This is a genomic window from Vibrio sp. SCSIO 43135 (assembly GCF_023716665.1).
Taxonomy (GTDB): domain Bacteria; phylum Pseudomonadota; class Gammaproteobacteria; order Enterobacterales; family Vibrionaceae; genus Vibrio; species Vibrio paucivorans.
The window spans coordinates 1,319,563-1,344,630 of the sequence record NZ_CP071859.1; the positions used below are offsets into that span (position 1 = coordinate 1,319,563).

A 25,068-nucleotide genomic window follows, 5' to 3' on the forward strand; every position below is an offset into this window, starting at 1 on the left:
CTGGGTTTTTTCATTTTCTGCTCCTAAACATATGAAATGAAAGGGAGCTATTGCCCCCAAACCTCCACATGCTTAAAGTTGTTCCACTGAGCTAGTGAAGCGTTTGTATCACTATTTCCTTGGCATACGAAACGAATATATTTTGCTTGGTAAGAGCCTATTGGGTACTCGACCATTTGGTCACTCTGTCCGGCTGTATCAATACTGGTGGCATCCTCAAACTTGATGCCATCCTGACTCACTTCGATATCTAAGTAATAACGTCGCTCATCTCCTTTGGCTTGGGCAAACTTTAGCATTGTCACTGTAGACACGCTCTCTAGTTCAACGGTGTATTCAATGTTTCTGCCATTTGCTGACCACTTGGTGTTTAGGTCTCCATCGATACCATGAGCAATTTTGTCTATGCCATTTGGGTTTTCTTCGCTGGCAGAGGCTCCAATGATATTTAACTTGTTCACAGGGGATTGGCCACAGCTTTTAAAAATGGGTATCGCTTCGGGATCGTACCCAACCAAGGTTGGAAACATGGCTTCGATGCCATCGTTTTTCACGCCTACCCAGCTTAATAGTGTGGCATGGAACAGATCGACACTCATTGTAGGAACAACGCGTCCACGGCTGAGTATGTCAGCACTACTGGAGGACAGGTCAGGCCAAGTCCCATGAACTTGACTACCGTTAAGGTCGCCTCCTAACACCATCTGGCAATTGCCCCAGCCATGGTCCGTACCTGAACCATTTGGAATTAACGTGCGTCCAAACTCTGAGAAGGTAAAAGTGGTCACAGAGTCTGTAAGCCCTTCTTGGTCCAAGTTTCGGTAGAACACAGAAAGCTGAGAGGCGAGTAGACGAAGTAGCTCACCTTGGTCGCGTGTTTGATTACTGTGAGTATCAAATCCTCCCAATGTTACAGAGAAAAACTGAGCCGGATGCTGGAAAGCATCGCGAGCGAGCAGGAGCAATAGTACGACTCGGAGCTGCTTTCCGAGTGATGTGTCTAAGTTAAACCCGTAAGGACAATTCTCTTCATCGACCAATATTTTTTCAAACTCATCAAACTTTTCTCTAGCATCAATACATAGCTCGGAGTAGTACTGCTTGAAAATAGATTGGCTGGTGATCTTTTTATCACGAAAGGCATCGAACAATTGTTGGCCTTGATTGTGGAGCGACATTTTAGGCGGCATTGATGTTCCAATGCGGTTAGCCGTTTTCTCTTTGCTGTTCGTCCATACTGATTGGGAACCGACCTCAAAAATGGGTTCAAGCTCATTTAAGTTGTAGCCGGTTTCGAGCAAATATGCAGAACGTCCTCCCCAGCCTTCGTTACTAATGCTATTCCCTGTGTAGGTTTGGGTGATAGCGCTTTGATGATTGTGAGAGTAAAGATGAATTGGCTTTAGCTTATCAATGTCGTGAGCGCGTTCTTTTGGTTGCATCCGCGGGCCAACATTGACAATAGGTACGGCTTTATTGTCATCAAATAGCCACTTCATTGCTTCAAGTTCTGGAGAAAGTGCTAGCTTTAAGCTGTCGTGTGCAAAATTGAGATCGAGTAACTGGTCTTTTTCAAACGCTAGGTTGGAACGAAGTGCTCGGTACAGCGCGTATTCTTTGTCTGCTTTGGGGACAAAGCAGTTAAATCCGTCGTTACCGCCTCCAAGATTGATCCCAACAAGGGCTTTTTGTTGAGCTGGGGTATCACAAGTGGGGGAGAGGGCGTGTGCGAGTGGTGAGCTTAGGTTAAATGCAGTCACGCCGACACCAGAAAGGCTACCTTTAAGAAACGTTCGTCTTGATACTGTCATGGTTATTCTCCCTGAGTCATAAAGTCTGGCGATAGGATTAGCTGAACAATGAGTGCTCTAAGGCCATTAATGTTGTTGCGATTTACGGTTGATAGGTAATCTCTGACGATACTTATCATCGGCTGGCTCATCGTATTAGAGAATAGGTACTGGTCGAGCAGCTCAATTAGGCGCTCTAGGCTATTTGGATTATCGACATTTCGGTACTGAGTCTCGATTGCGTCGTAGCCAACGTACACATGGGGTTGTGTTTCAGACTCAAATCGCACAGCGAGATCCGTCACTTGTGCATAGTAATGGTGAATGTCGTCCCAGTTATACAGTTTGAATTCCGGTGCAGCTAAGCCGTCAAATCGTTCATCATTGGGTGCTTCTTCAGGTTGGTAGTGATAGAAGACACTAGGCCCGTCCATCAGTGTTCTACGGTTCTTCCAAGAAAAACCATCAGGAAGCATTTTGTATTGAGGTTTGAGCTTAAGATTTAGCGCTCTCATTGCATGTTGCAAAACAATCAATGGATCGCGAATTAGACCATCCTCAGTCACCTCACGTGAATAGGTCGCTTCAACGTCTGTCACAATCGAAGTGATTAGGGTCACCATGTCTAAGTTACTCGCATGAAAATCCTTTGCGACTCGGGCAACATACTCTCGGCTTGGATTAGACGTCACCATTTTCTGGATAAAGAATTTGCTGACAAAAGGGGCGGTATTTGGGTGCTTACAGAGCAAACCAATAAACGCATCCAGATCTTGTTCACCGCTCAGGCCCGCAGGAATGGTATCCCCTAGTATAGTTTTGGATTGGGTATTATGAGCCGACTCGTTCATGGTCATCGGCCTGAGCCAGTCATCGTTATTGAGCGACCACCCTGTCATCACTTTTGCCGCTTGTTCTATATCTTGCTGAGTGTATGAAGGTATCGGTCGGTCGTTTGAGTCCTCAATTATTGAACCGTCCATGCGCAGCAGATTTGGCCCAATGGAAAACAACTGCATGACTTCGCGGGCAAAGTTCTCATCAGGAGCAATCCCTTCGACATGATCGTTTCCAAGATAGGTCAGGTATTGGCCCATGACTGGTGAGGTCGACATGACCTTGAGTAATGTGGGGAAGTTACTGAAGCAGTGCTCTGACAACCCATCGTAGTATTTAGAGAATGCCAGTCGCCGGTCTTTCTTCTTCAGCTCAGGGTTATTGTTACTGACGACAAACAACTGGGTGAGTATGTAGCTTATGCGGTGGCGAAGAATATCATTTCGGTTAAGCAACATATCTGTGTATGCAATGTTGAAGTGTACATCAGTCCAATTTTCATTGTGATGTTGTTCTTGCATATGATTCTGGCGGTTAACTAAGCTTGTTCGAAAAACATCGTGAACTTGCTCGTCAATCCAACTTTCAATGCTGCCTGCCTCCTGTACGTTTTTGATGTCGTGATATTTAAATCCCATCGTTGCTTGCAATAACAACTGCCTAGCGCGTTTATCGCTAATAGTGTTCATACCATCTGCCTTTTCTTTTATTAGATTCGAGTAAAAGATAGCGGCGGATTTTTAGAGCTTTATTGCTGGTATGTAAGCGCTTTGTCTGGCATTTCATTTCTTGAATCAAGGTAAATGAAAAAGGGAGCTTGTTGTTGCTGTTAGCAAAGTAAAATGAATAAAAATCATAAAGTTACCAATGGTAACAATAAAGTTTGATTAGGAAGGTCTGCGATAGTTGTAGCTAAAATCACCTGAGACAATACCTTTGATTAGTGGAGTGTCTCAGGCGAATAAGTGGAACTATGATTGGTGATTTTTGCTAGCGGGTAAGTTATGTAAACCCAGAAGTTGTTCAATGTTGATTAGCTCAAAATTGTGCTGTTCTAGAAAGGTTTTAAACTCCAGTGAGCTGACAATATCTAAATCAGTCTGGCGACATTGGGCTGCCCAGCGTGATACCGGCTCTTCAGGTAACGCTAGGGCATTTTGCTCTTCGTTATCTAGGGCGCAGTGGCAAATGACATGGTATATCCCTTCTTCGTAGCGAGAGAGTCTGCCTGTAATCTCTTCATAAGAAAGGTGGGTCATAGTGAAACTGTCATCAAAGTACTTCAATTTTCCATTTTCGACCGCGTAGGTGTAGATCAAACCGTATTCATTGGCGACTTGATCGACTGCGTCGGCAAGAGATTGGTATACCTCTGAACCTTTGAACAACAACTCTGGCAACATATGCGTTTCAACGTGAGTGGGCTGAACGCCACTCTTAATGACTCTATCGATTTGCGCTCGATACTCTCGTTTTACATCCTCGATGTTGAGAGTATCTAGCAGTTCTTCGTAACTGGCGTAAAAATACCCTAGCTCATTACTTAAAGAGGGCGCTGCGGTTATTGGACCACACGACATGTTGGTCCACTCACAAGTGAGCGTTAAGTGCACCCCAATAGGTAGGTTATGTTGTTTGGTCAGGCGAATGGCTTCAGGTAACCACGGGCCAGACGCCATGAAATTGGAACTATGCAGTAACCCTTTCTGAAAACCTTGCAAGATACCTTGGTTAACACTGTGGCTGATTGCAAAATCATCGCTGGTGATAAGTAAATATTTTTTGGTCATAAAACGGCCGAATAGTGATTCGTAGTGAGTAAAAAAGGCAGTGGTTGATCTGAGTTATTTAGTCAGTCGATACACATTGCCATTGTCGGTGCTAAAGAAAATATTGCCGTCAGGAGCGACTTCGATGTCGCGAATTCGTTCACCTAGGTCTTCTAGTAGTCTTTGCTCATCAACGGCATTGCCATCGGCGTCAAGTGTGACGACATTGATGTGAGTGAGTTTAAGTGCGCCAGAAAGCAGCTTTCCTTTTAGGCTGGGAAACTTGTCGCCTTGGTAAATGACTAGGCTGCCAGGAGCTATGGATGGAACGTATACTTTTACCGGGGACTCTATCCCGTCTTTTTCTTTGGCCTCTCCAACGCTAATTGGCCCCCAGTATTCTTTACCGTGAGACGTTATGGGCCAACCGTAGTTGGCGCCTTTCTTAATTAGATTGATTTCATCCCCACCTCTTGGTCCATGTTCAATTGACCAAAGTCTTTGGGTTTTAGCGTCGTAAGCAATTCCTTGAGGGTTTCGATGACCAAAGCTCCATATTTCATCCAATGCGTTACTGTCTTTGATAAAAGGGTTGTCTGTCGGAGTGCTGCCATCTGGGTTGAGTCGAACAATTGTGCCTGCGTGGGTTTGTCGATCTTGCCCGTTATCACGCTCGCCTCTGTCGCCAATAGTGAAGTAGAGGTATTTCTCGTCGAATGCGATTCGGCTACCAAAGTGCCGTCCGCCACCGGATTGTGATTGAGTAATGAGGAGATCCTGCCAATCTGAAAGTGTTCCGTTTTTGTACTGGGCCGTCGCGAGCGTTGTGGCAGCATCGCCATCAATATCCTTACTGTAAGTAAAATAAACGGTATTTTCATCGAAGGGGGAAAGTGCAACATCGAGTAAACCACCTTGTCCCTTTGCCCAAACATCACTGACCTGAAGAATCGGTGTGTGCTCTCCACTGGCGATATTAAGCTGTTTAATCACGCCATTCCGCTCCGTGACCAACATGGTATTTTGGTCAACATAAGCAAGCCCCCAGGGGATAATAAGGCCACTTGAAACCTTTTCGGCTTGCCAAGCAAAAGCGTTAAAAGACGCACATATCGAAAGGGTTAGGGCACTTAAGCGTTTGATGTATCTCATGGGGCAAAGATCCTCTGGCGACTTCATCGCCGCGGTAATTACGTCTTATGGGGTATAAACGGGTATGAAATACTAGAGAAGAAGCCTGTTCCTTCGACTTCCTCATCTAGCCTAACTGAATGTTGTTATTATAGTTTGTTGTATCTTCCTTGAAGGGATTTGTCACTAGGACTTTACTTTGCAGGGAGTTGTCTAGTTAACCTAGGCCTGATTCGCCGATCAAGACATTGGTTCTAGCGATTTGTTCTCCTCTGGGTATGGGTGGTCAGCGAGTGTATCTAGATAGAGTTGATAGGCATCGTAAGTGCAATCACCAATGGCGTGTCGTGGACAAATATGAACATTGGCTCTATCTACCAGTTCCGTGTGGCAGTTTGGGCAGTACTTTTCCATCATTACCTCCAGATTTGCTAACGTTTCTCCAAGTCGGGATTAACTTGGTGATTAAACTTTAGTCAAGGATTTCGATCTGGAACAGCGAGAAAACGGGTTATTAATCTTTGTTTACACTTTGTGTGAACTTGAGCCCAATACGGCCGTTTAATACCTTTGTTTTATTTAGAGTATGAATGCTTTAAGTTGTTGAAAATAATCGGTAATTAGGCGTGAAACTTATAAGGGCTGAAAACTAATAAGCCCCGAAAATATCGGGGCTTATTCATTGTATTAAGTGTTATTGAGCAACGACAAACCGCTTGGCAGCGCATCGCCAAAGATGCGTTTTGATTCATTCGCAGACAGCTCTTTGACTTGCTCGACAAGATCAACCCATGCATCAGGAACTTTGCTCTGCTTGAGCTTATCAAGCACCTGTTGACGGTAATCATCGGAGATATCAAACAGACGATCGCCTGTGCGGCGGCAAATCATGACGGCAGCAAATGCGATCATCGGTTCTTTTTGCCAATTTTGTTCCAACAACTTAGGCAACCACTGCTCTGCCTGTTCCCTTGGAATAACACTGTGTTGGCTTCCATAGAGAGGGGTGCGCGACGCAAGTCTGCCTAGTGCCCACCAATGTGCTTGCTCAAATTGATTGTGGTTGATGGCTTTGCTTAAGCACCAAGTAGAGAGCAGTACTTTATCTTCTACTTCCAAATGCTCAAGGGAGGCGGCGAGCCGAACCATAGATTCATAGCCCATGTCCTGAGCTACTTTAGCTGATTGCGGGTTTTTCATTGCCCCTGGGTGCAAGTATTTAGCAATGTCGGCAAGGATGGTTTCTTGCTGCTCTTGGCTCAGCCCACCTGCAATACGGCGCCAGAAGACCCACCAGTCAGTCCATCCTTGGTGGTTCTTAAATTGAATACCTTGCTGGTACAGCCCCCATACTTGCTCAATGCGCCACGAGTCGGTGGCATCACCAAACCCTGGACGAAGTGAGAAGCCTGCAAGGCGTAACCAGTTTTTCTCGTGTGCTTCAGAGCGGCGTCGACGTTTACGGCCCAATGCGAAGGTATCAAAAAGCTGACGCAGGGTTGTAAAGTCCCACTCATCACGCTTACCGAGCTTCTTCTCTAGCTCTTTGGTGAGCGTTTTAATCTCTTTTGAATCTGCGCTTTTTTTGTTGCCACTGTAGATACGCGCAATCAGTTCCTTACACTCAGGCAAACGAGGATGAAGGCTTTCTTGTTCGTTCTCTTCTGATTTCTGGTTTCGTACTTCGAACTCCAAGGCCCAGCGTTTGCTGTCATCGTCGACATGTACACACTCCATTTTGAGCGTGCCGACTTCTGTCAGTTGGCATGCAAGCTGAACTTCAACACGCTCTTTTTGGTTGGCTTGAAGCTCGACACCTTCTCCTTCTAGGGTTGAAATATAAGGAGGAAGCGGTGCGAATAAGTCTGGGTCAACATCCACCATAACGCCGTTTTGTACCGCAGTGTTATTGGAGAGCGCATCGTGTGTGGTTGTCAGAAGATTAAAGCGAACGGGCTCTCCCAAGGTTAGGGAAAAGCGTCGACCACTCAAACGGATCTCTTGGCCTTCTTCTGTCCCTTTTGATAGTAGGCACAACGCCTTGCCCATCTTGTTTTTTTCTTGGAGATGTAGGAAGTATGAGCGGGCTGCGCCGCCACCAATCTTCAACTGCGCTCCGCGTCGAGCTTTGCCAAATGCGACGGCACCTAACGCCACCGACCAATCAGGGTGTGGGTTATCTAGCACTGTCACCGGCTCGCCGCGCCATTTCTCTAGCAACTGAGTGACTCGCTCTGTCACGAGTTCACTGTTGAACACACCGCCGTTGAGTAGCAGGCCGACAGGAATTGCTGGTTTGCTGGTGTCTCCTTGGCCAAGCGCAGAGTAGGACACTTGCTGGTGTTGACTCAGGAACTCAGCTACGTGCTTACTTACTGCTGGGTCGGCGACATAAGGCAAACCAAACTCAACAACCGCACTGCGCCTTTTATCTGGAGTTTGGCTAAACTCGGTAGTCGGGAAAAAACCATCTAGCGCAATTTGATGCACTTCTTGTTTGGTTAACCCAATGCTTTTTGTTCCGCCAAGTAATTTCGAGCCACTACCCAGCATGGTGATTTTTACTTCATCGGGGGCATTGGCCGAAAGCAAGTTTTCCTTTGCTTTACGAGTCTGTTGAATCAGTTTGGTTAAGCTGGCAGCATTAAGCTTTTTGCTTTGACTAAAGCGCTGCTCAGCCAAATGAGCCAGTGCCAAATCGAGGTTGTCACCACCAAGCATTAAGTGTTCACCAACACCAATACGATCGAGTGATAGTTCTTCTTGCTGGTACTTGGCCTCGATCAAACTCAAGTCCGTAGTACCACCGCCGACATCGCAGACCAAAATGAGCGGCAGTTCTTTGAGTTCATCGGCGGCGGTTTGTTGGTGGCGTGCATACCAGTCGTAACAGACCGCTTGTGGCTCTTCGAGCAGAACTATTTTGCTCAACCCAGCGAGCTGCGCGGCCTCTAAAGTGAGTTTACGTGCGGTTTCGTCGAAGGACGCCGGAACGGTGACCACTACATCTTGGTTTTCTAGCTTGTTGCTAGGGTTACGATAATTCCAAGCGAGACGAATATGATTTAAGTAACTGGCACTGGCGATAACAGGGGAGACTTTCTCGACATCCGTTGCGCCTGCCCATGGAAGAATCTCGGAACTTCGGTCTACGGCTTGGTGAGACAGCCAACTCTTAGCACTGGAGACTTGCCGACCTTCAACTTTAGCACCCAGTTCACGTGCCCATTCACCGACGATAACGTGTTCGATATCACCAGTAACAGGTTTGTCGTCCCACGGTAGCGTGAGGTCAGAAGGGGATATTTGCCCTTGTGCTGGGTGATAACGGAATGAAGGTAGCAAAGGTTTGCGAACCACTTCACCGGGGCCGATTAATTGATCGATTTCAAATAGTGAAACAGGTGACTGTTGCAGTTGATCGGTGATTTCACAGAATGCGACAACCGTATTGGTTGTACCTAAATCTATACCGACTAAAAAACGAGGAGATGCCATATAACAAAACCTTATTTATCATGGAAAAACGGCACCGATAGGTGCCGCAGGATTTTCCGTATTTAAATTACTGTACTTGCTCTGAGCTAGAGTTTGCGTCTTCTCGCACATCAAACTCAACATGCCATTTTTGACCGTTGTCTGAGGCAATCGCTTCCAAGTAAAGAGTCCCTAACTCTGTTACTCGTGACGCTAAAGTAACTGGAACGACTTCGCCTTCACGTCGGCCTTCAGAAACGGGCAGGGTCACTTGAATTTCTGGTAGTTCTTCAAGTTCTTCTGGTGCCCAATGATCTAGGTGAGTACCAGCAAGATCTTCTCGGCGAACGGTAGAGCCAAAGAATTGGAAGTTTACCGGTTGACCAATGATTAGGCCAAACTCTTGGCTAGGAACATCAACACTCGATCCTTCTTCCATTCCAAATGGTGCAACACATAGCGCTTCCATCGGTGGCGCCATGCCTGGGATTGCCGGCATAGCACTTTCAATCCCAACGTAGTAGCTAGAGGCGATACCGCCACGAATTCGTACGCCCTGTCCACGGCGAACTGCGCCGTAGTAGGAGGCGCCACTTGCAACGGCAAGGTCAAGATCAACCCCAGTTAGACGTTGTGCCATTTCGTTGTCGGCATCAATCAGCCACTCGTTGATGGTTTCTTCTAAGCGGTTCGCGAGCAGGGTAGATTTCAGTACGCCGCCGTTAAATAAAATAGCAGTAGGTTTGATGAAATCGGCACTCGCCGTTTCTCCGCCCATCCCCGGCATGTTGGCAAACGGGTTGAAGCCTTGCTCTGGTTCGTTGAGAGCTGATGAAGTGCTTGAAAGTGCATTGGCTTGCTTGGTCAAGAAAGCTGCGATGTGGCGAGTGATGCCTGCATCTTGAGCGTAAGGTAGGCCCATTTGAGTCAGTGCCCCACGATTACGTTGAACTGGATGTTCAGATACGGCAACTTTCGGGAAGAAACCGTCTACCAACGTTTGCTGAACCTCTTGTTGAGTCAGCTCAGTCTTTAGAGTTGCACCAAGTAGTTTAGAACCTCGGCTTGGAACTACAATCGGCACAGACTGAAGTTCGCTATCGTTCAGAAGTGCTTCTTTAGCATCACGACAAGCGTGAGTCATCGCCTGAACTTGCCATGGCTGAAGTTCTTTACCTTCTTGCGCGAGTTTCATTTTCAAGCGGTAAGCTAGGGCAAGATCCATATTGTCGCCGCCCAGCAAGATGTGTTCGCCGACCGCAATACGATTGAGGGTTAGGTTACCTTCATCTTCAGTTACTTCTACAAGAGAAAGGTCAGTTGTACCACCACCAATATCGACCACGAGAACAATATCACCAACAGCGACTTCATCGCGCCACTTGTCGTTGCTGTTATCAATCCAGTTGTAAAGAGCGGCTTGTGGTTCTTCTAGCAGAGTTAGGTGCGCAAAGCCGACATTTCGAGCCGCTTCAGCGGTTAAATCTCGCGCTGCAGGATCGAAAGAGGCTGGCACTGTGATTGTCACATCTTGCTCTGATAGAGGCGTTGACGGGTTTGCGTGATCCCATGCTTGCTTTAAGTGCTCTAAATACAATTCGGTCGCGCGAAGTGGAGATACTTTTTCCACCTCTTCAGGGCTACCAGCAGGTAGAAAGGCATCGCGACGATTGACGCCACCATGGCACAACCAAGACTTTGCACTGGCAATCAGGCGAATTGGCGTTTTCGCACCAAGGTTACGAGCAATCGAACCCACAAGAGCCGTTGGCTCAGAGGACCAAGGTAGCACGCGCGATGCTGGATTCATTTCGTGCTCATGTGGTTGATACAAGAATGAACCCAGTTGGTTACGAGTTTCTACCGTACCCGGAGCTGTTAGCTGCGGGATTGCCATCACTTCTACTCGGGCATCTTCACTGGTGGCATCTACGTAAGACAGCACACAGTGAGTGGTTCCTAAGTCGATACCAACACTGAATTTTGGTGATTGAGACTCGTGATTGGCGGTGTTGTGGTTTTCCATTACAGCTCAACCTCTGCTGGTGCAATGATTGATGCGTCGTAGTTCTCTGCAAGTTTTGGCAGGTTCATTGAACTTGCTTTCCAGCCTTTGTGAACCAAAGTACCGTTGAATGGAGCGTTACCCGTGACATTCCCCGTTAGGCGAACTTCTTGTGGGTTGAAGCCTTCTTCGACGGTAATACGTGTTTCTTCGTCTTCGCTACGAACGTGCTCTAACGAAACGTAGTCTGCCAATACTTTTTGGCCACCAGTGTGAATAACGCGAGCCGCTGCGCCGACTTCTTCGTCTGAGAATGACGTTAGGTCTTCTTTCAGGAAGTCAATCAGGCGAGCTTCTTGCTGCATGATAGACAGAAGCTGCATGGCTGAGTCAGTCGATGCAGTCGCAAGCTTAGATTCTACTTCAACCACTTTCTCGATGACTTTTTCTACTTCGACGACTTTCTCTACTTCGACGATCTTCTCAACGGGTTTTTCTACTTCAACAATTTTCTCTACTGGCTTCTCAACCACTTTTTCAATCACTTTGGATTTTCGAGACACAGCAATGAGCAGAAGTAACACGCTAGACGCGGTTAAACCAGCATGCAGCATATCGAATGTTTGAGGGATCATTTGTAAATCGAAGTTCATATCGAATTCTCTTTAGGTCGTAATATTCAAAAAGAATAGATTGTTTGTGGCGCAAGTGAGATTTCCCTTACACAGGAACGCGCCATTCTTGTTCGTTAAATTGGGGCGAATAGTACCACATTCAAGGGATAAGGCTCGTAGAAAACGAGTATTCACGGGTGTTCAACAGTTTGAGTGGCGGCTTTTTAGTCAGCATTCGTGACGAATGGAGAGTATTTCCTGAACCTTACGGAAAATCGGTGGATTTAGCCTGAAACGTCAGTCGAGTTTTGTGCTTAACTGAGGTAGAATCTGGCGCTTTCAACGGGTTCACTCAATATTTAGCGGGTAACAAAGGCAAGAAATGAATTATAACCGAGTAGTTTGCTTCGATCTGGAAATGTGTTGTTGGAACGTCGATGGCGTTGGCACTACGGGTGAGATTATTGAAGTAGGACTGGCTGAAATTGATTTAGCGTCTGGTGAAATCGTTAAACGTGCTCAATACTACGTTAAGCCGGAGCACGACGAAGTGTCTCTATTTTGTGCGGAGCTCACTGGTATTACGCCTCGTAAGGTAGAGAAACAAGGCCGCCCGCTGGCGTCAGTCATTCAATCGATAGTGAAGAACTTTGGTGGCGCGAATAAGATTTTTGCATCGTGGGGCAGAGATGACCTGATTTTGCTCAACGAATGCCAAGAGAAAGGCATTGATGCACCTTTCAAAGAGTTTCTTAACCTAGCAACGTTGTATCGCATTCAAAATCGCCTGAAAGATAAGCGTATCGGACATCGAGCTGCGCAAGAAGAAAAGGGCATTGAATGGGAAGGTCGTCAGCACTCTGGTTATGTGGACGCCTACAACTTAGCAAAGTTGGCGCTGACAATGCTATAGGGCGCTAAATGAACAGCGTGATATCTGACATGGTTGGATAAAACGAACTGGGCTGTAAATAATGCAATAAATAAGGGTACGCAATGCGTACCCTTATTTGTTTAGTGTCGTTGATGGCCTCGCCTCAACTTACTCTCCTGTCACCGACAACTTCGCTCTAATGAACTCACTGTGGTCGACATAAAGCAATTCTGCGGCTTTACGAATGACGGCATCCTCTAGAGGGTCTATGTCTCCGTCTGCATGTGCAACTTCCCACATGGCTTTGATAAGTTCAAAACGCGTTTCTTGCGAAAGCTCCCTCAGTTGAGACGTAAAGTCGTAGAGAGACGCGGATTCTTTTACTTTCTCTTCCGCGTTACTTAAAAGCGCCTTTGATTCTTGCTCTGAAATACCTAATAAGCGAACTAATAGATCTTTTTTGGCGGTTTTCTCTGCATCCCCGATTTGGTGATCTGCACCGGCGACCTCGCACAGCAGGGAAGCAATCGCCAAATTTGGATTACTGGTTGGGTGTTTTCCTAGGTCTTGTCCGTCAAGCAACTGCTTGAACAAAGATGTAATGGCGTTGAACATAATTTGCTACCTAATGCGTGGGGCTATAGTTCTTATTTAGTGGTGCTCCCGCAAAATAACAAGTCAATATTATGTAAAACATTAATAAGGACGGTTTCTAGTCGCTGTCTGTCGGTAAGAAACCAATGACTTTTCCTGACGCGGTTAAGATAGAAATCTCACTTGGTTTACCATGATCGTCGAGTTTCAGTTCTCCGATTGCACTTTGGTTCACTAAACGTTTAGCGCCTGCAAATTCAGGCTCGCGCTTGGTGATTCTTAAACGCTTACGCTTGGTAAATAGGTTTAAGAACGAACGGGGAGAGTAGAGCATGCGATCCAGGATATCGCAGATACTAATAAGTGGCTCGGGGAACTGGTTTTTGAAGCCGCTACAGGTAATTTGGTAGATATTTGGGCTGTTGCGTCTAAAACGAAGTTTTATGTCATAGGCGAAAGAGTAATGGACGTCTCCCGACAAGATGACGAAGTTTGTTGGCGTTTTTGTATGCGTAAAAATGCTCAACAAGGTGTTAGCGCTGCCGGGGTGCGCCATCCAGTTTTCAGCGTCAATCAATAGCGGTTGCCCTGCCCAAGTCATGCCTCTTTGCAATGCTTCGATAAACTTGACCCCAAACATTGGGGCTGCTGACACCACAATCACTTTATCTTGATGCATCAGTTCTTGCTGGAATTCAATCAACGCTTCCCAGTCCATTAAACCAGACGGTTTGTTCATCTTTGACTCAGATCGCCATCTACGGGTTCGAGTATCTAACACAACGACTTTCGGTGAAGTATGAATGGTATAGTGCCATTGTTCGAACTTGTACAAGTGTTGCACAAAATCATCTTGAGCTTTGGGTTCGAGCGTCGTAATCGAGTTGTATGCTAAGTCCAAAAACTCTTGGTTAAAGTTGTCTGGTTCATTACCCCAACCTTGGCAAAGCCAGTAAGACATCAAGCCATTACCAATAATGCGGTGAGCAAAAGGGTTCCCATATGCGGCTTTTTCCCAACCGATGGTGAGGTTCCAATCGTCGGTGACATCGTGATCATCAAACACCATGTAGGTGGGAACATGAGCCATCAAACGTTGCACATTGCCCAAGCCTTGAACAAAGTTATCAATGATAGGTGCTTCTTTTTGCCATTGCTGCTGCCATTTTAATGGAAGAGTGGTCCCCGCAATTTGATAGCTTTGATTTGGAATGCGTTTAGCATCAATGTAGCGCCATAAAGTGGGTGACCACACCAGCAAGTACATGACAAAAAACTCGGCGAAACTTATTAGGTGATTTTCACTTTCGCGAGAGCTGAAGATTGGTCTTCGACGACTCGGTAGCCACTTTCCAAGCAGGGACTCATTGCTTGCATCGTGTGGAAGAATCTTATCTCGACCAAAATAACAATCAGGGTGAGCATACAGCGAAGCGCTATCTGGAACAGGCGCATTAGGAAGAACTTCGTTAGGCATTCCCAATAGCTCAATAGCTTGCTCAATGGCGTCTAGCGTGGGGCCAGCAACGTGATCGGCGTAGATTTGGTCACCGCTCATCATCAATAAGTCGGGTCTTTCTAATATACTCTGTGCCTCGACTTTTCTGTCTGCTGTGACTAGCGCATCTTCGCTAAAGTGGTGTGGATTTCGACATGAGCCGTGAAGAATGTAATCGGCTTTGGTCGAGATTTTAAATGTTGGGCGTTGTTCGTCTTGGTAGGTTAAATCAGGCACTAATTCAGACAAACCGCCGTGGGGCGTTACGAAGTCATAGCTTAGTGCTTGGTCTTGCGGGAACTCACTTTTGAATTGAGCAAGGACGACATAAGCATGTTCACCCACTTTTATTTGTTGGCACTTGGCGAGCGGTGCTTGGTAGATAGGCATTGAGTTGGTGTCGTCGTATAAGTGAAACTCACCCTGTAGCGGCTTGCTGGTGGTTAGCCAAAATACAATCTTGTTTGGAGTAGTTTTTCTTAACAGGGGGCCCGCCAAAATGAGCGGTAGTTCATTAGACAACTCAACTTTCCTCTACAACAGTGCCGTTAAGGCATGGGGCTATCTATCATCTGGTTGTGATGGCTCGTCTGGTACTTCTGGGTCTTCAAGCACTTCAATAATATCTGAGCTTGAACATTCGTGGCCCATCAAGAACAGCGCCAGCATAGCATCGGCTTTAGTTTTTGTATCTGTGGCATCATCTAGGATTTGCTCAAAGCGGTGACGAATCATCTCGATTTCGTGCTCGACAAATCCACGGCCTTCTTCATCACCTTGAGTTTCCTCTGGCGCATTATCAAATTCTAGAAACAAATACTCACCATCTAAACGCGCATTTGTTAGGCGTTCAGGCAACCATTCTTCTCCCATTACGACATCAATATCGCTATCATCAGGGAGTGAGTTTAGAATTTTTTTTAAATCAGATACTTTCACAATTTGTATACTTAAGCGATCATATATTCTTATTGTAACGGCGAAATACCTTTAAACATAAGAAATCCTTACTGGTAATCGAAAATAACAGCGATATCAAGTAGGAACAAAGAGAATTAACAGAATGATGAACAAAGCAGTTTGGTTAGCAGGTATCGCATGTACGGCGACGGTTTCCTATCCGGCGTTTTCCTCCGCGCAAGAAAGTGAACCTGTGAAAGAAGTAGAGCAGACCGTCACAACGAAGAAAGTGTCTGAGCAAAAATGGGGGCTAGCAGCCGTATCTCGGACGGCGAGCATTCCTTTTGAAAACGAAATTGGTGACGATTCAGTTACGACTTTCATCCCGATGATGTTTTTCGAGAACGATTACTTCTTCCTAGACGGGATTGAAGGTGGTGGTTTTCTGTACAAAGAAAAAGGCTCTCCTTATGAGCTAAGCGTCCTTACGCGTATGCGCTTTGTCGATATACCTGCGTCTATTCAAAATGAGTATGAAGGTGATACGGCGGACATCGGTATGCGTCTTCGCTACCATATTGATGAAACCTGGCAGGCAGACTTAGAGTTCATGTCTGACAGCAACTTCGATTGGCACAGTAACGCTAGAATTGAAGCAAATTATGAGTTTGGTGATTGGGAACTGAGTCCACACGCCAACTTACGCTATAAGAGCTCTGACTTTAACAGCACTTATTACGCGTTCGAGCAGTACACCAACGATCGAATCGGTGCAGGTTTCGATGCGACAGTCGGTTTAGGAGCTCGTTATCACGTATTCTCTAACCTTTACTTACTTGGCTCGGCGAATGTGACACGATTGGATGATAATGCCTACGATTATGAAGGTGTTAAAGAGCGCTACCAAGGCGAGTTATACCTGGGCTTCGGTTTCTTCAACGACAAAGCCAAAGCGCCTAAATCTGAGTTGTCGAACCCTCGTTACATTCGAATTGCCCATGGTTGGGCGACACCATCCAATATTGGTGACATCTTTAAGCTCAACTCAGAGAAAGACGAATTTAATAACCAATTGACGTCATTCTTCTATGGTCATCCCCTAACGGATGAACTGTTTGGTTGGCCAATTGATATCTACTTAACTCCGGGTGTCGTACACCACTGGTCGTCTGATGTTCAATCGTCAAGTACCGAATACGTGGCTGCGATTAAGGCTTACTACACCTTTAACTGGCCAACTAAGTGGCGCTTTGGTGTAGCAGAAGGTTTATCTTACATCGATAAAGTCACCTATATTGAAGCCACTGAGATGGAAGAGAAGAATAAAGTACCAAGCAACCTGCTTAATTACTTAGACTTCTCATTCGATGTGAATGTAGGTGATTTGTTCAATCAAAACGATCTTAACAACATGTGGGTGGGTTACTCGTTACACCACCGTAGTGCGATTTTCGAGAAAGCCTCTCAGTACGGCCGTATCAAAGGTGGCAGTAACTACAACACTATTTACGTTCAGTTCGATTTTTAGATTTAGATTCTAAAACAAAAGGCCGCAGGTAAACATTTACCTGCGGCCTTTTTCGTTTTTGAAGACGCTTTAGAAGTGGAATTCTGCGCTTAGGGCGTAGCTGTTTTCAACGACTTTTGCTTCATATTGAGTGTACTCTAGGGCCACTCGCGCAGGGCCAATTTTAACGCCAGCACCCACACCATAGTATAGGTCGTTGGTATCTTTAACATTGTTTTGGAAGTGACCCACACCCACTCGGCCATATAGGTCGAAGATAGTGATTGGTAGTGAAACTTTCGCACTCGCTAGCCAAGCGTTTGAGTAAACGTGCTCGAAATCTTTGTGAGTATCGACGAAATCAGCGTATCCACCTTCAATAGAAAGCAGAGAATTAAACGCGTAACCCGCGTATAGGTTGTATCCGCTGTTCGTGTCGCTTAGGTCAAGCGAGTCACTTTTGACTTGATAATCGGAATATAAATAGCTAGCACCGATGTACGGGTTAGCTAACGTTTGAGTGGCGAAAAGGATGGCTGCAATAGGTAGTAATTTAGTTAGTTTCATCATGTTTTTCAAAGTAGTAGTTAATGTTTGTATCAAAGAGTTTTAGTTGAATAGGAACAGAGGTTTCCCTTGTTCGATACGCATCATGTTGAGCTTGAACTTCGTATCTTCTATTCGTTTGCGTTGCTCCCTGCTGGCCGCCAAATTCCTTTTCTTTCTTATCCGGCCCTGAAGTGAAGAGATGCTTTCCAAAATATCTCTTGTTTCATCATCTGTCATAACTGACTCTGCTTTAGGGTTGTTACTTGTTAACGTGCAGTGAGAAGAGGACTTATTTCCTTCCCAAACGGACGGCGCTTATAGTCGTTTGTGATGTGGTGAGAGACATAAAATGAGAATCAAATAAATATAAAGAAGAGATAAATTGCATAATAAACAGATAAATATCCTTTATTATCAATTGTTTATTCTTTTCTAGTTTTTGTGTGAGATTCGGTCCATAAAGATTGTTTTTATTCCACAAGGCTGAAATTAATGTGAACTTTACCGTGCGCCACAGTTTTGGAGAGGTAGTTGAGTGGGTAAACAACTGTTCTAACCGATTTTATTGTGAGGTGTGATACAATCCGCGCAGTTTTGTAGACAGTAAAAATAGGTAATGCTTTGACTTCGTCACAGCCAGAAAATAATAAGCCGCAAGCCGATAATCATGGCCAAGTTGCACAAGCCAATAACGCAGCTTCGCTTCGCAAAGCGCTTAGCGAGTGTATGTTGCGAGATAGATTTCGCTTGAGTAAGCGTATTAGCGGTGCAAGTAAAATTAAAAAAGAAGCATCCAGAAATGCCGTGTTCGATGAAATCGCACTCGATATCGCCAAATCAATGATGGAAGTCGAGCAGCGCAGTAATGCTCAGCCAACCATTGAATACCCAGACATTCTGCCGGTTAGCCAAAAAAGAGACGACATCGCTCAAGCGATTGAGCAGCATCAAGTGGTGATCGTTGCTGGTGAAACCGGTTCGGGTAAAACCACTCAGTTACCAAAAATATGTGCAGAGTTAGGTCGTGGTAAATACGGCTTAATCGGGCACACGCAACCGCGTCGATTGGCTGCACGCTCTGTTGCTAATCGAATTGCCGAAGAAATGGAAACCAAACTGGGAGAGTTCGTCGGCTATAAGGTTCGTTTTAACGACCAGATTTCTGACAATACTCAGGTTAAGTTGATGACAGACGGTATCTTGTTGGCTGAAATTCAACACGACCGTTTCTTAAACCAATATGACACCATCATCATCGATGAAGCGCACGAGCGTAGCTTAAACATCGATTTTATTTTGGGATACCTGAAAGAGCTGTTGCCACGTCGCCCTGATTTAAAAGTGATTATTACCTCGGCGACGATTGACCCAGAAAGATTCTCTAAGCATTTCAGCAATGCTCCGATTATTGAAGTCTCTGGTCGAACTTACCCTGTAGAAACACGCTATCGTCCACTTCGTGGTGACGATGACGTGGATCGCGATCAACTTGAAGGTATATTCGAAGCGGTAGATGAGCTCTGCGATGAAGGTCTAGGCGATATCTTGATCTTCATGAATGGTGAGCGAGAAATTCGAGACACAGCGGATGCGTTGGGTAAACGTAATCTACGAGATACTGAAATTGTCCCGTTGTACGCGCGCCTTTCAGCGAGTGAGCAAAATCGTATTTTCCAACCTCATGCGGGAAGACGAATCGTTCTGGCGACCAACGTTGCTGAAACGTCTTTGACGGTTCCGGGCATCAAGTATGTTATTGACCCTGGTACCGCGCGCATTAGTCGTTACAGTTACCGTACTAAGGTACAGCGTCTGCCTATCGAGCCTGTATCTCAAGCGAGTGCAAACCAGCGTAAAGGCCGTTGTGGTCGTGTGGAGGAGGGGATCTGTATCCGCCTCTATTCTGAGGAGGACTTTGATTCTCGCCCAGAATTTACCGACCCAGAGATCCTAAGAACCAACTTGGCCTCGGTTATTCTTCAGATGACCGCGCTAGGGCTGGGAGACATTGAAGCGTTTCCTTTCGTGGAAGCTCCGGACAAGCGCAATATTCAAGATGGTGTTCGACTACTCGAAGAGTTGGGAGCGATTAACGAAAAGGCCAAAGATCCTAAGAAGCGCTTAACTGCGATTGGCCGTCAGCTAGCACGTTTGCCAATCGACCCTCGACTGGCACGTATGGTGTTAGAAGCACCTAAAAACGGTTGTTTGAAAGAGTTGATGATTATTGCGTCGGCGCTATCGATCCAAGACCCGCGAGAGAGACCTTCTGACAAGCAGCAATCTTCTGATGATAAACACCGTAGATTCTTCCATGAAGAATCGGACTTCCTCACATTTGTGAATCTATGGGACTACATTCAGAAGCAGCAAAAAGCATTGACAGGAAACCAGTTCCGTAAGCAGTGTAAGCAGGATTACCTCAACTACCTGCGCGTTCGTGAGTGGCAAGATGTCTATTTCCAAATTCATCAAGCCATGCGAGAGATGGACTTTAAGCTGAATGATGAAGCTGGTAGTTATGACAAAGTACACAGCTCAATACTGGTTGGTTTGTTATCGCACATTGGCGTGAAGGACCAAGAAAAAAATGAGTATCAAGGTGCTCGCAACGCGCGTTTCCATATCTTCCCTGCGTCTGGTTTGTTTAAAAAACAACCGAAGTGGATCATGTCGGCTGAGTTAGTTGAAACATCGAAGCTATGGGGACGGATTATTGCCAAAATTCAGCCTGAATGGGTTGAACCGATTGCTAAACATTTAATCAAGCGTAGCTACAGTGAACCTCATTGGTCGAAAAAACGTGCTGCTGTCATGGCTTATGAAAAAGTCATGATTTACGGCGTACCTATCGTGCCAAAGCGCCTAGTGAATTACAGTAATATCGATTCGACATTAAGCCGAGAAATCTTCATTCGTAGTGCATTAGTTGAAGGGGAGTGGGAAACCAAGCACGCATTCTTCAAGCAGAATAGAAAGTTGCTACAAGAAGTCGAAGAGCTAGAGCATAAGTCTCGTCGTCGTGACATTTTGGTTGACGACGACGAACTGTTCGATTTCTACGATCAGCGCGTGAGTACTGAGGTCGTCTCTGGTCGACACTTTGATACATGGTGGAAAAAAGCCTCGAAAGACAACAGTGAACTGCTGAACTTTGAAAAAGAGATGCTGTTCAAGGGCGATGCAAGCCATGTAACAGACTTGGATTACCCTAACTTTTGGCATCAAAGTGGGCTGAAGTTAAAACTGAGCTACCAGTTCGAGCCCGGTGAAGACAGCGATGGTGTAACCGTTCATGTCCCTCTGCCAATTTTGAACCAAATCGACCCTGTTGGATTTGACTGGCAGATCCCTGGGTTAAGGCATGAGTTAGTGGTGAGCTTGATTAAAGCACTGCCAAAAACATTGCGTAAAAACTTTGTGCCAGCACCTAATTATGCTGATGCGTTTCTAGCGCGCGTGACGCCAATGGAAATGCCCTTGCTGGATGCGCTTGAAAAAGAATTGCGTCGAATGACTGGTGTTGAAGTGCTCCGCGAAGATTGGAACCTAGATCAAGTGCCGGAACACTTAAAAGTGACATTCCGCGCGATTGATCATAGAAAACGCAAACTGAAAGAGAACAAAGATCTGCATGAGCTCAAAGAGAGCTTGAAAGATAAAGTTCAAGAAACACTCTCGAAAGTGGCAGACGATGACATCGAACAGCAAGGTCTGCATACGTGGAGCTTTGGCGAGTTACCTCAAGTGTACCAGCAGAAGCGTGGTGGTTTTGATGTTAAAGCATACCCAGCACTGGTGGACGGTAAAGACAGCGTCGAGATCAAGTTGTTTGAAACCGAGCAAGAGCAAACGACAGCAATGAAAGCGGGTCAGCGCCGCTTGATCTTGTTGAATGTGCCTTCTCCAATCAAGTATCTGCACTCGAATTTGCCAAACAAATCGAAGCTAGGTTTGTACTTCAACCCGTATGGCAAAGTGCTGGATTTGATCGATGACTGTATTGCATGTGGCATCGATAAACTGATCGAAGAGAAGGGTGGTCTTGTTTGGGATTCAGATAACTTTGAATCTTTGAAAGAGCATGTGAGAGCAGAACTTGGAGACACCGTTGTCGATATTGCACAACAAGTGGAAACGATTCTGACAACGGCGTTTAACATCAACAAAAAGCTTAAAGGTAAGATCGACTTTACCATGGCTTTTGCGCTGTCTGATATCAAAGCGCAGATCGAAAGTTTGATATTTAAAGGGTTTGCCACCGAGTGTGGTTGGAAGCGCTTGCCAGATATACTACGTTACATGAAAGCGATCGAACGTCGTATGGAGAAGTTACCGATTGACCCGAATAAAGATCGCTTACATATGCTGAAAATTGAATCCGTTACAAACGATTACAAAGAGCTGCTTAACAAAATTCCGAGAGGAATGGCAGTTCCAGAGAACGTCAAGGAAGTCCGTTGGATGCTAGAGGAATTGCGAGTGAGTTACTTTGCTCAGCAGCTAGGGACACCTTATCCGGTTTCGGATAAACGAGTTAAAAACGCTATTGATGCGTGTTAGTTGTAGGCACAGTGCTTGCATACTGTAAAAGCATCTTTATAATTTTGTCGCAATACGGCAACAGTGTGCCTTGTAGCGCTGTTGTGGGATAACACTTAGAAGGTTTAACATGAAAAAGACATTACTGGCACTAGCGTTAATTGGTGCATCTGCTACAGCTTCTGCGGACTCTTGGATTTATGGTGGTGCATCAGTTGGTCAATCTGATCTGAACTCGGAAGATGCAACAACATTCTCAATTCATGCTGGTACCGGTATTCTCCCGTTCATTGGTGTTGAAGCGGGTTACAACAACTTTGGTGAGTTCGACTTCGGTAACGGTACAGTAGAAGCTTCTTCGTTTTACGGTGCGATCAAGCCAAGCATCAACTTTGGCCCGCTACAGGTATACGCTAAAGGTGGTCTGCACTTCTGGGATCAAAAAGCAAATGCGAATGGTTACCAAGATGAAGACGATCTTGATTTAATGTGGGGCTTCGGTGCGGATTACGCAGTATTCGGCCCACTTTCGCTAGGTGCCAACTACATGAACTACACCATTGGTGACAACGATATCGGCACAGTATCTCTAACAGCTTCACTGAACTTCCTATAAGTTGATAAGCCAATGTTTAAAGGCCAGCTCATTGAGCTGGCCTTTTTATTATTGACTTAAGGTTATCCCCGCAGTATCCAATCGAGCAGAAGTAGGCTGCTGTTTGGACTGATACCATTCTTTAGGCATGGATTTTTCAAGGCCAAGTTTCTTTAGCGTGCCAAGTTCAGAACGGGTGATGACGACATAGTGCAGTTGACGTCCTAGTAATTCGCTTAATGCTTCAACTGTTAACTCACCATCTCTTTCTAACGCTTTGATTTGGCCAACTAACACTTCTTCTGGAAGCATTGGGACTAACAAGCCATCCTTTCGCTGAGCAAGATTGCTAGAGGCTGAGCAACGTTCGCGTGCGACCTCCCAACTTGGTTTGCCTTGTGAAGTGACAAAACCATTCTGATAACAGTAATATGGCAGAAAAAATCGCGAGATAGAATGCCAGCGCTGAAAGTTCGCTTCTAAGTAAATGTGTTGGAGTTCGAGTTGGTTATCGTTCATAAAAGGCCTACTGCCCATCGGAATGAATACCAAACAAAGATACCTTAGGAGTGTTTACAAGGCGAATGGATCCGCTATGGTAAATGATTACATTTTCGCCAATTGGATGAGTTTTGCTGATTATGGATAATCTTGCTCCTATTCTTTATCACCTATCAACCAGTAATATCCCTGAGCAGCAGGAAAAAGGTGGATACCTCGTTACGACCGCGCCGTTTATCTTCAAACATTGGAAAGAAAGCAACTCTACTTTTCGTGTATTTGAAAGCTGGAAGGAGGGGCCAGTATATTTACACCACGTGACGTGCAGCGGTAGGTGTCTCGAATTTCACGAAGATAGTCATAACGATATCGTTTCGAGCATAACGTTTGACGAATACGGGATTGAAGAAAGTGTAGATAGCGTACAGAGTTGGAACCTGTCTGATCTTAACGAAGTAGAGCAGCTTTTTGACTCTGACTTTGATGGACGATCAGGCCGGGCGTTGTTTTCAGACTCTACAGACTTTTTGGTGACGGTCATTTTAGCTTTACCCCAATCTGATATCGTTCCATGGGCAGAACAAAGCGAAATCGCTGAAACACGTAAACTCTCTTCCATCAAATTTGCTTCGGAGCGAGCCTTTATTAAGGTGGTCTCGGTTATCGATGTCGACCCCACAGTGTTGTATCAGTTAATTAAAGTTGATACGGAATGGTCGTCCTTAGTGGGACTCAGTGATTCCGATTTAGCTAAGGCGTTTGATAACAAATCCAGATACTCGGTGCTATCTGAGTCGCGACATGTCGTGGATTGGTGCCTCAGCGATTCGTTCACGTCGAGATTGGCGAGATATCCGTTACTCACACAGCGACTATTTGATTGGCAACTGGTCGTCGACCTAGAATCAGCAACGAGGCCGATTCTCGATGATGTGGAGCTATTTGTAACGTCAGAGTTATTGGTGTGCATGCTCAGGCTTGGTCGAACCGCGCAAATCATCGATTGCTTGGAGCGAAACCCGAATTTATCGTTACCGTCTTGCTCTGGTGAGCTCATCGCAGCGTGCGTGATATATCAAGATCATGTGATGCTTGAGTATCTGGTTAAGCAAGGCTTCCTAAAGCAAAAGGAATTCGCATATCAGATCGCTAGTATCTGTTTGTCGGCGCATGGGAGCTATTTCGCTGATTCCGCTGTTCCACTCCCTTCTGTAACAGACTTAATGAGTTGGCAGAGTGAGCAGAGCATAGGTGACTTAAAGCAAGCTGTGAGCAAAGGGTTGTCGTTACGTTGCCACGCGCTATTGGAATCTGGCGGAATCGACCAAAGAGAGTTAGATGCAGCCATTGTTTTAGCAGCAGAAAATGGCTTCACAGAACTGCTAAAACTACTCTACGATTATGGGGCTTCGTTAAGTGCTGGTGGATATTGGCCAATAAAATACGCGAACAAATTTGGACACTTAGCCATGCGAGACTTCTTGCTTTCGAAAGGGCAGCCTAATAAAAGCTTTAACTAGCTCGCTTTACCACTTGGGCAAGGAATTTGCTGATGATCTTGGCCCTCAAGGGCGAAATGGAAGCCAATTTGGGAAACAGCATCGAGGCCGCAATACTGCTGAGAAAGTATGTGCACCGACGGATTTTCGTTGTTCTCTATTAATGCTTGTGCTTTAAAGCTACCGCTCATAAAAAGTGAGGCCATAAAAATCGTGATAAACGTGGCTAACCCTGCAACCAAAATTCTAACATCTCCGGTTTGGGGTGTTGTTTTGGGTAATTTTAAAGCTTTAGACATGACAAATACTCAAGTGGTCACTCTGGATTGAGTGCATACGTTTATTGTACAAATTGGCCACAATCCATTGCTACCTAGTTACGCCTT

Annotated in this window: 20 protein-coding genes; 5 read left to right on the plus strand and 15 right to left on the minus strand. The window is 45.6% G+C overall.

Annotated features, from left to right (window positions below; translation table 11 throughout):
- Positions 1-47: 47 nt before the first annotated feature.
- The 8 genes from J4N42_RS06080 to J4N42_RS06115 all read right to left on the minus strand — a co-directional run bounded on the left by J4N42_RS06080 (position 48) and on the right by J4N42_RS06115 (position 11,662).
- Positions 48-1,811, minus strand: coding sequence for a DUF1501 domain-containing protein (locus J4N42_RS06080; RefSeq protein WP_252030516.1), 1,764 nt, complete (start codon positions 1,809-1,811; stop codon positions 48-50).
- Between the two features lie 2 nt (positions 1,812-1,813).
- A complete protein-coding gene (locus tag J4N42_RS06085) occupies positions 1,814-3,316 on the minus strand; it encodes a DUF1800 family protein (RefSeq protein WP_252030517.1) in 1,503 nt (500 codons plus the stop codon).
- Positions 3,317-3,598: 282 nt separating this feature from the next.
- On the minus strand, positions 3,599-4,417 hold the full coding sequence (locus J4N42_RS06090; protein ID WP_252030518.1) for a carbohydrate deacetylase: 819 nt from the start codon (positions 4,415-4,417) through the stop codon (positions 3,599-3,601).
- Positions 4,418-4,471: 54 nt separating this feature from the next.
- Positions 4,472-5,548 carry a PQQ-dependent sugar dehydrogenase gene (locus J4N42_RS06095; protein ID WP_252030519.1) on the minus strand — a complete coding sequence of 359 codons (1,077 nt, stop codon included), beginning with the start codon at positions 5,546-5,548 and terminating at the stop codon, positions 4,472-4,474.
- Positions 5,549-5,767: 219 nt separating this feature from the next.
- Positions 5,768-5,944 carry a hypothetical protein gene (locus J4N42_RS06100; RefSeq protein ID WP_252030851.1) on the minus strand — a complete coding sequence of 59 codons (177 nt, stop codon included), beginning with the start codon at positions 5,942-5,944 and terminating at the stop codon, positions 5,768-5,770.
- A 270-nt stretch (positions 5,945-6,214) separates the two neighbouring features.
- On the minus strand, positions 6,215-9,025 hold the full coding sequence (locus J4N42_RS06105; RefSeq protein WP_252030520.1) for an Hsp70 family protein: 2,811 nt from the start codon (positions 9,023-9,025) through the stop codon (positions 6,215-6,217).
- Positions 9,026-9,092: 67 nt separating this feature from the next.
- Positions 9,093-11,030, minus strand: coding sequence for an Hsp70 family protein (locus J4N42_RS06110; RefSeq protein WP_252030522.1), 1,938 nt, complete (start codon positions 11,028-11,030; stop codon positions 9,093-9,095).
- On the minus strand, positions 11,030-11,662 hold the full coding sequence (locus J4N42_RS06115) for a DUF2760 domain-containing protein (RefSeq protein WP_252030523.1): 633 nt from the start codon (positions 11,660-11,662) through the stop codon (positions 11,030-11,032). Before J4N42_RS06115 ends, J4N42_RS06110 begins: the two co-directional genes overlap by 1 nt.
- A 343-nt stretch (positions 11,663-12,005) precedes the next feature.
- Between J4N42_RS06115 and J4N42_RS06120 the strand changes: the two genes are divergently transcribed.
- Complete coding sequence (locus tag J4N42_RS06120) at positions 12,006-12,536, plus strand: 3'-5' exonuclease (RefSeq protein WP_252030524.1); 531 nt, start codon at positions 12,006-12,008, stop codon at positions 12,534-12,536.
- A gap of 129 nt (positions 12,537-12,665) precedes the next feature.
- Here the strand turns inward: J4N42_RS06120 and J4N42_RS06125 are convergent, their stop codons facing one another.
- The 3 genes from J4N42_RS06125 to J4N42_RS06135 form a co-directional block, all read right to left on the minus strand.
- The gene (locus J4N42_RS06125) at positions 12,666-13,112 is read right to left on the minus strand and encodes a tellurite resistance TerB family protein (RefSeq protein WP_252030525.1); all 447 of its coding nucleotides are present in this window, start codon (positions 13,110-13,112) and stop codon (positions 12,666-12,668) included.
- A 97-nt stretch (positions 13,113-13,209) separates the two neighbouring features.
- Positions 13,210-15,111: an alkaline phosphatase D family protein gene (locus J4N42_RS06130; RefSeq protein WP_252030526.1), complete on the minus strand. Its 1,902-nt coding sequence runs from the start codon at positions 15,109-15,111 to the stop codon at positions 13,210-13,212.
- Between the two features lie 39 nt (positions 15,112-15,150).
- On the minus strand, positions 15,151-15,528 hold the full coding sequence (locus J4N42_RS06135) for a VC1380 family protein (protein ID WP_252030527.1): 378 nt from the start codon (positions 15,526-15,528) through the stop codon (positions 15,151-15,153).
- A gap of 127 nt (positions 15,529-15,655) precedes the next feature.
- On the opposite strand from J4N42_RS06135, the gene J4N42_RS06140 reads away from it, so the two are divergent.
- The gene (locus J4N42_RS06140; protein ID WP_503034760.1) at positions 15,656-17,017 is read left to right on the plus strand and encodes a MipA/OmpV family protein; all 1,362 of its coding nucleotides are present in this window, start codon (positions 15,656-15,658) and stop codon (positions 17,015-17,017) included.
- Between the two features lie 69 nt (positions 17,018-17,086).
- Here J4N42_RS06140 and J4N42_RS06145 read toward each other — a convergent pair whose 3' ends face one another.
- On the minus strand, positions 17,087-17,563 hold the full coding sequence (locus J4N42_RS06145; RefSeq protein ID WP_353505352.1) for a porin: 477 nt from the start codon (positions 17,561-17,563) through the stop codon (positions 17,087-17,089).
- Positions 17,564-17,605: 42 nt separating this feature from the next.
- Positions 17,606-17,782, minus strand: coding sequence for a hypothetical protein (locus J4N42_RS06150; protein ID WP_252030531.1), 177 nt, complete (start codon positions 17,780-17,782; stop codon positions 17,606-17,608).
- Between the two features lie 384 nt (positions 17,783-18,166).
- Here J4N42_RS06150 and hrpA point away from each other — a divergent pair, with 384 nt between their 5' ends.
- Positions 18,167-22,108: an ATP-dependent RNA helicase HrpA gene (gene hrpA, locus J4N42_RS06155; protein WP_252030532.1), complete on the plus strand. Its 3,942-nt coding sequence runs from the start codon at positions 18,167-18,169 to the stop codon at positions 22,106-22,108.
- A gap of 109 nt (positions 22,109-22,217) precedes the next feature.
- A complete protein-coding gene (locus tag J4N42_RS06160) occupies positions 22,218-22,703 on the plus strand; it encodes an outer membrane beta-barrel protein (RefSeq protein ID WP_252030533.1) in 486 nt (161 codons plus the stop codon).
- Between the two features lie 48 nt (positions 22,704-22,751).
- Here the strand turns inward: J4N42_RS06160 and J4N42_RS06165 are convergent, their stop codons facing one another.
- On the minus strand, positions 22,752-23,201 hold the full coding sequence (locus J4N42_RS06165) for a hypothetical protein (RefSeq protein ID WP_252030534.1): 450 nt from the start codon (positions 23,199-23,201) through the stop codon (positions 22,752-22,754).
- 122 nt (positions 23,202-23,323) lie between these two features.
- Here J4N42_RS06165 and J4N42_RS06170 point away from each other — a divergent pair, with 122 nt between their 5' ends.
- A complete protein-coding gene (locus J4N42_RS06170; protein WP_252030535.1) occupies positions 23,324-24,703 on the plus strand; it encodes an ankyrin repeat domain-containing protein in 1,380 nt (459 codons plus the stop codon).
- On the opposite strand, the gene J4N42_RS06175 is transcribed toward J4N42_RS06170, so the two are convergent.
- Positions 24,700-24,981, minus strand: a complete 282-nt coding sequence (locus J4N42_RS06175) for a hypothetical protein (RefSeq protein WP_252030536.1) — start codon at positions 24,979-24,981, stop codon at positions 24,700-24,702. The two genes, J4N42_RS06170 and J4N42_RS06175, sit on opposite strands and share 4 nt — an antisense overlap.
- Positions 24,982-25,068 lie beyond the last annotated feature (87 nt).

Bases quoted from the DNA above. Each gene is read 5' to 3' on its own strand.
- J4N42_RS06090 (WP_252030518.1), bottom strand. From the start codon at position 4,417: ATGACCAAAAAATATTTACTTATCACCAGCGATGATTTTGCAATCAGC.
- J4N42_RS06110 (WP_252030522.1), bottom strand. From the start codon at position 11,030: ATGGAAAACCACAACACCGCCAATCACGAGTCTCAATCACCAAAATTC.
- J4N42_RS06160 (WP_252030533.1), top strand. From the start codon at position 22,218: ATGAAAAAGACATTACTGGCACTAGCGTTAATTGGTGCATCTGCTACA.
- J4N42_RS06165 (WP_252030534.1), bottom strand. From the start codon at position 23,201: ATGAACGATAACCAACTCGAACTCCAACACATTTACTTAGAAGCGAAC.
- J4N42_RS06085 (WP_252030517.1), bottom strand. From the start codon at position 3,316: ATGAACACTATTAGCGATAAACGCGCTAGGCAGTTGTTATTGCAAGCA.
- J4N42_RS06125 (WP_252030525.1), bottom strand. From the start codon at position 13,112: ATGTTCAACGCCATTACATCTTTGTTCAAGCAGTTGCTTGACGGACAA.
- J4N42_RS06080 (WP_252030516.1), bottom strand. From the start codon at position 1,811: ATGACAGTATCAAGACGAACGTTTCTTAAAGGTAGCCTTTCTGGTGTC.
- J4N42_RS06120 (WP_252030524.1), top strand. From the start codon at position 12,006: ATGAATTATAACCGAGTAGTTTGCTTCGATCTGGAAATGTGTTGTTGG.
- J4N42_RS06100 (WP_252030851.1), bottom strand. From the start codon at position 5,944: ATGATGGAAAAGTACTGCCCAAACTGCCACACGGAACTGGTAGATAGA.
- J4N42_RS06175 (WP_252030536.1), bottom strand. From the start codon at position 24,981: ATGTCTAAAGCTTTAAAATTACCCAAAACAACACCCCAAACCGGAGAT.
- J4N42_RS06095 (WP_252030519.1), bottom strand. From the start codon at position 5,548: ATGAGATACATCAAACGCTTAAGTGCCCTAACCCTTTCGATATGTGCG.
- J4N42_RS06170 (WP_252030535.1), top strand. From the start codon at position 23,324: ATGGATAATCTTGCTCCTATTCTTTATCACCTATCAACCAGTAATATC.
- J4N42_RS06105 (WP_252030520.1), bottom strand. From the start codon at position 9,025: ATGGCATCTCCTCGTTTTTTAGTCGGTATAGATTTAGGTACAACCAAT.
- J4N42_RS06150 (WP_252030531.1), bottom strand. From the start codon at position 17,782: ATGACAGATGATGAAACAAGAGATATTTTGGAAAGCATCTCTTCACTT.
- J4N42_RS06115 (WP_252030523.1), bottom strand. From the start codon at position 11,662: ATGAACTTCGATTTACAAATGATCCCTCAAACATTCGATATGCTGCAT.
- J4N42_RS06140 (WP_503034760.1), top strand. From the start codon at position 15,656: ATGAACAAAGCAGTTTGGTTAGCAGGTATCGCATGTACGGCGACGGTT.
- J4N42_RS06145 (WP_353505352.1), bottom strand. From the start codon at position 17,563: ATGAAACTAACTAAATTACTACCTATTGCAGCCATCCTTTTCGCCACT.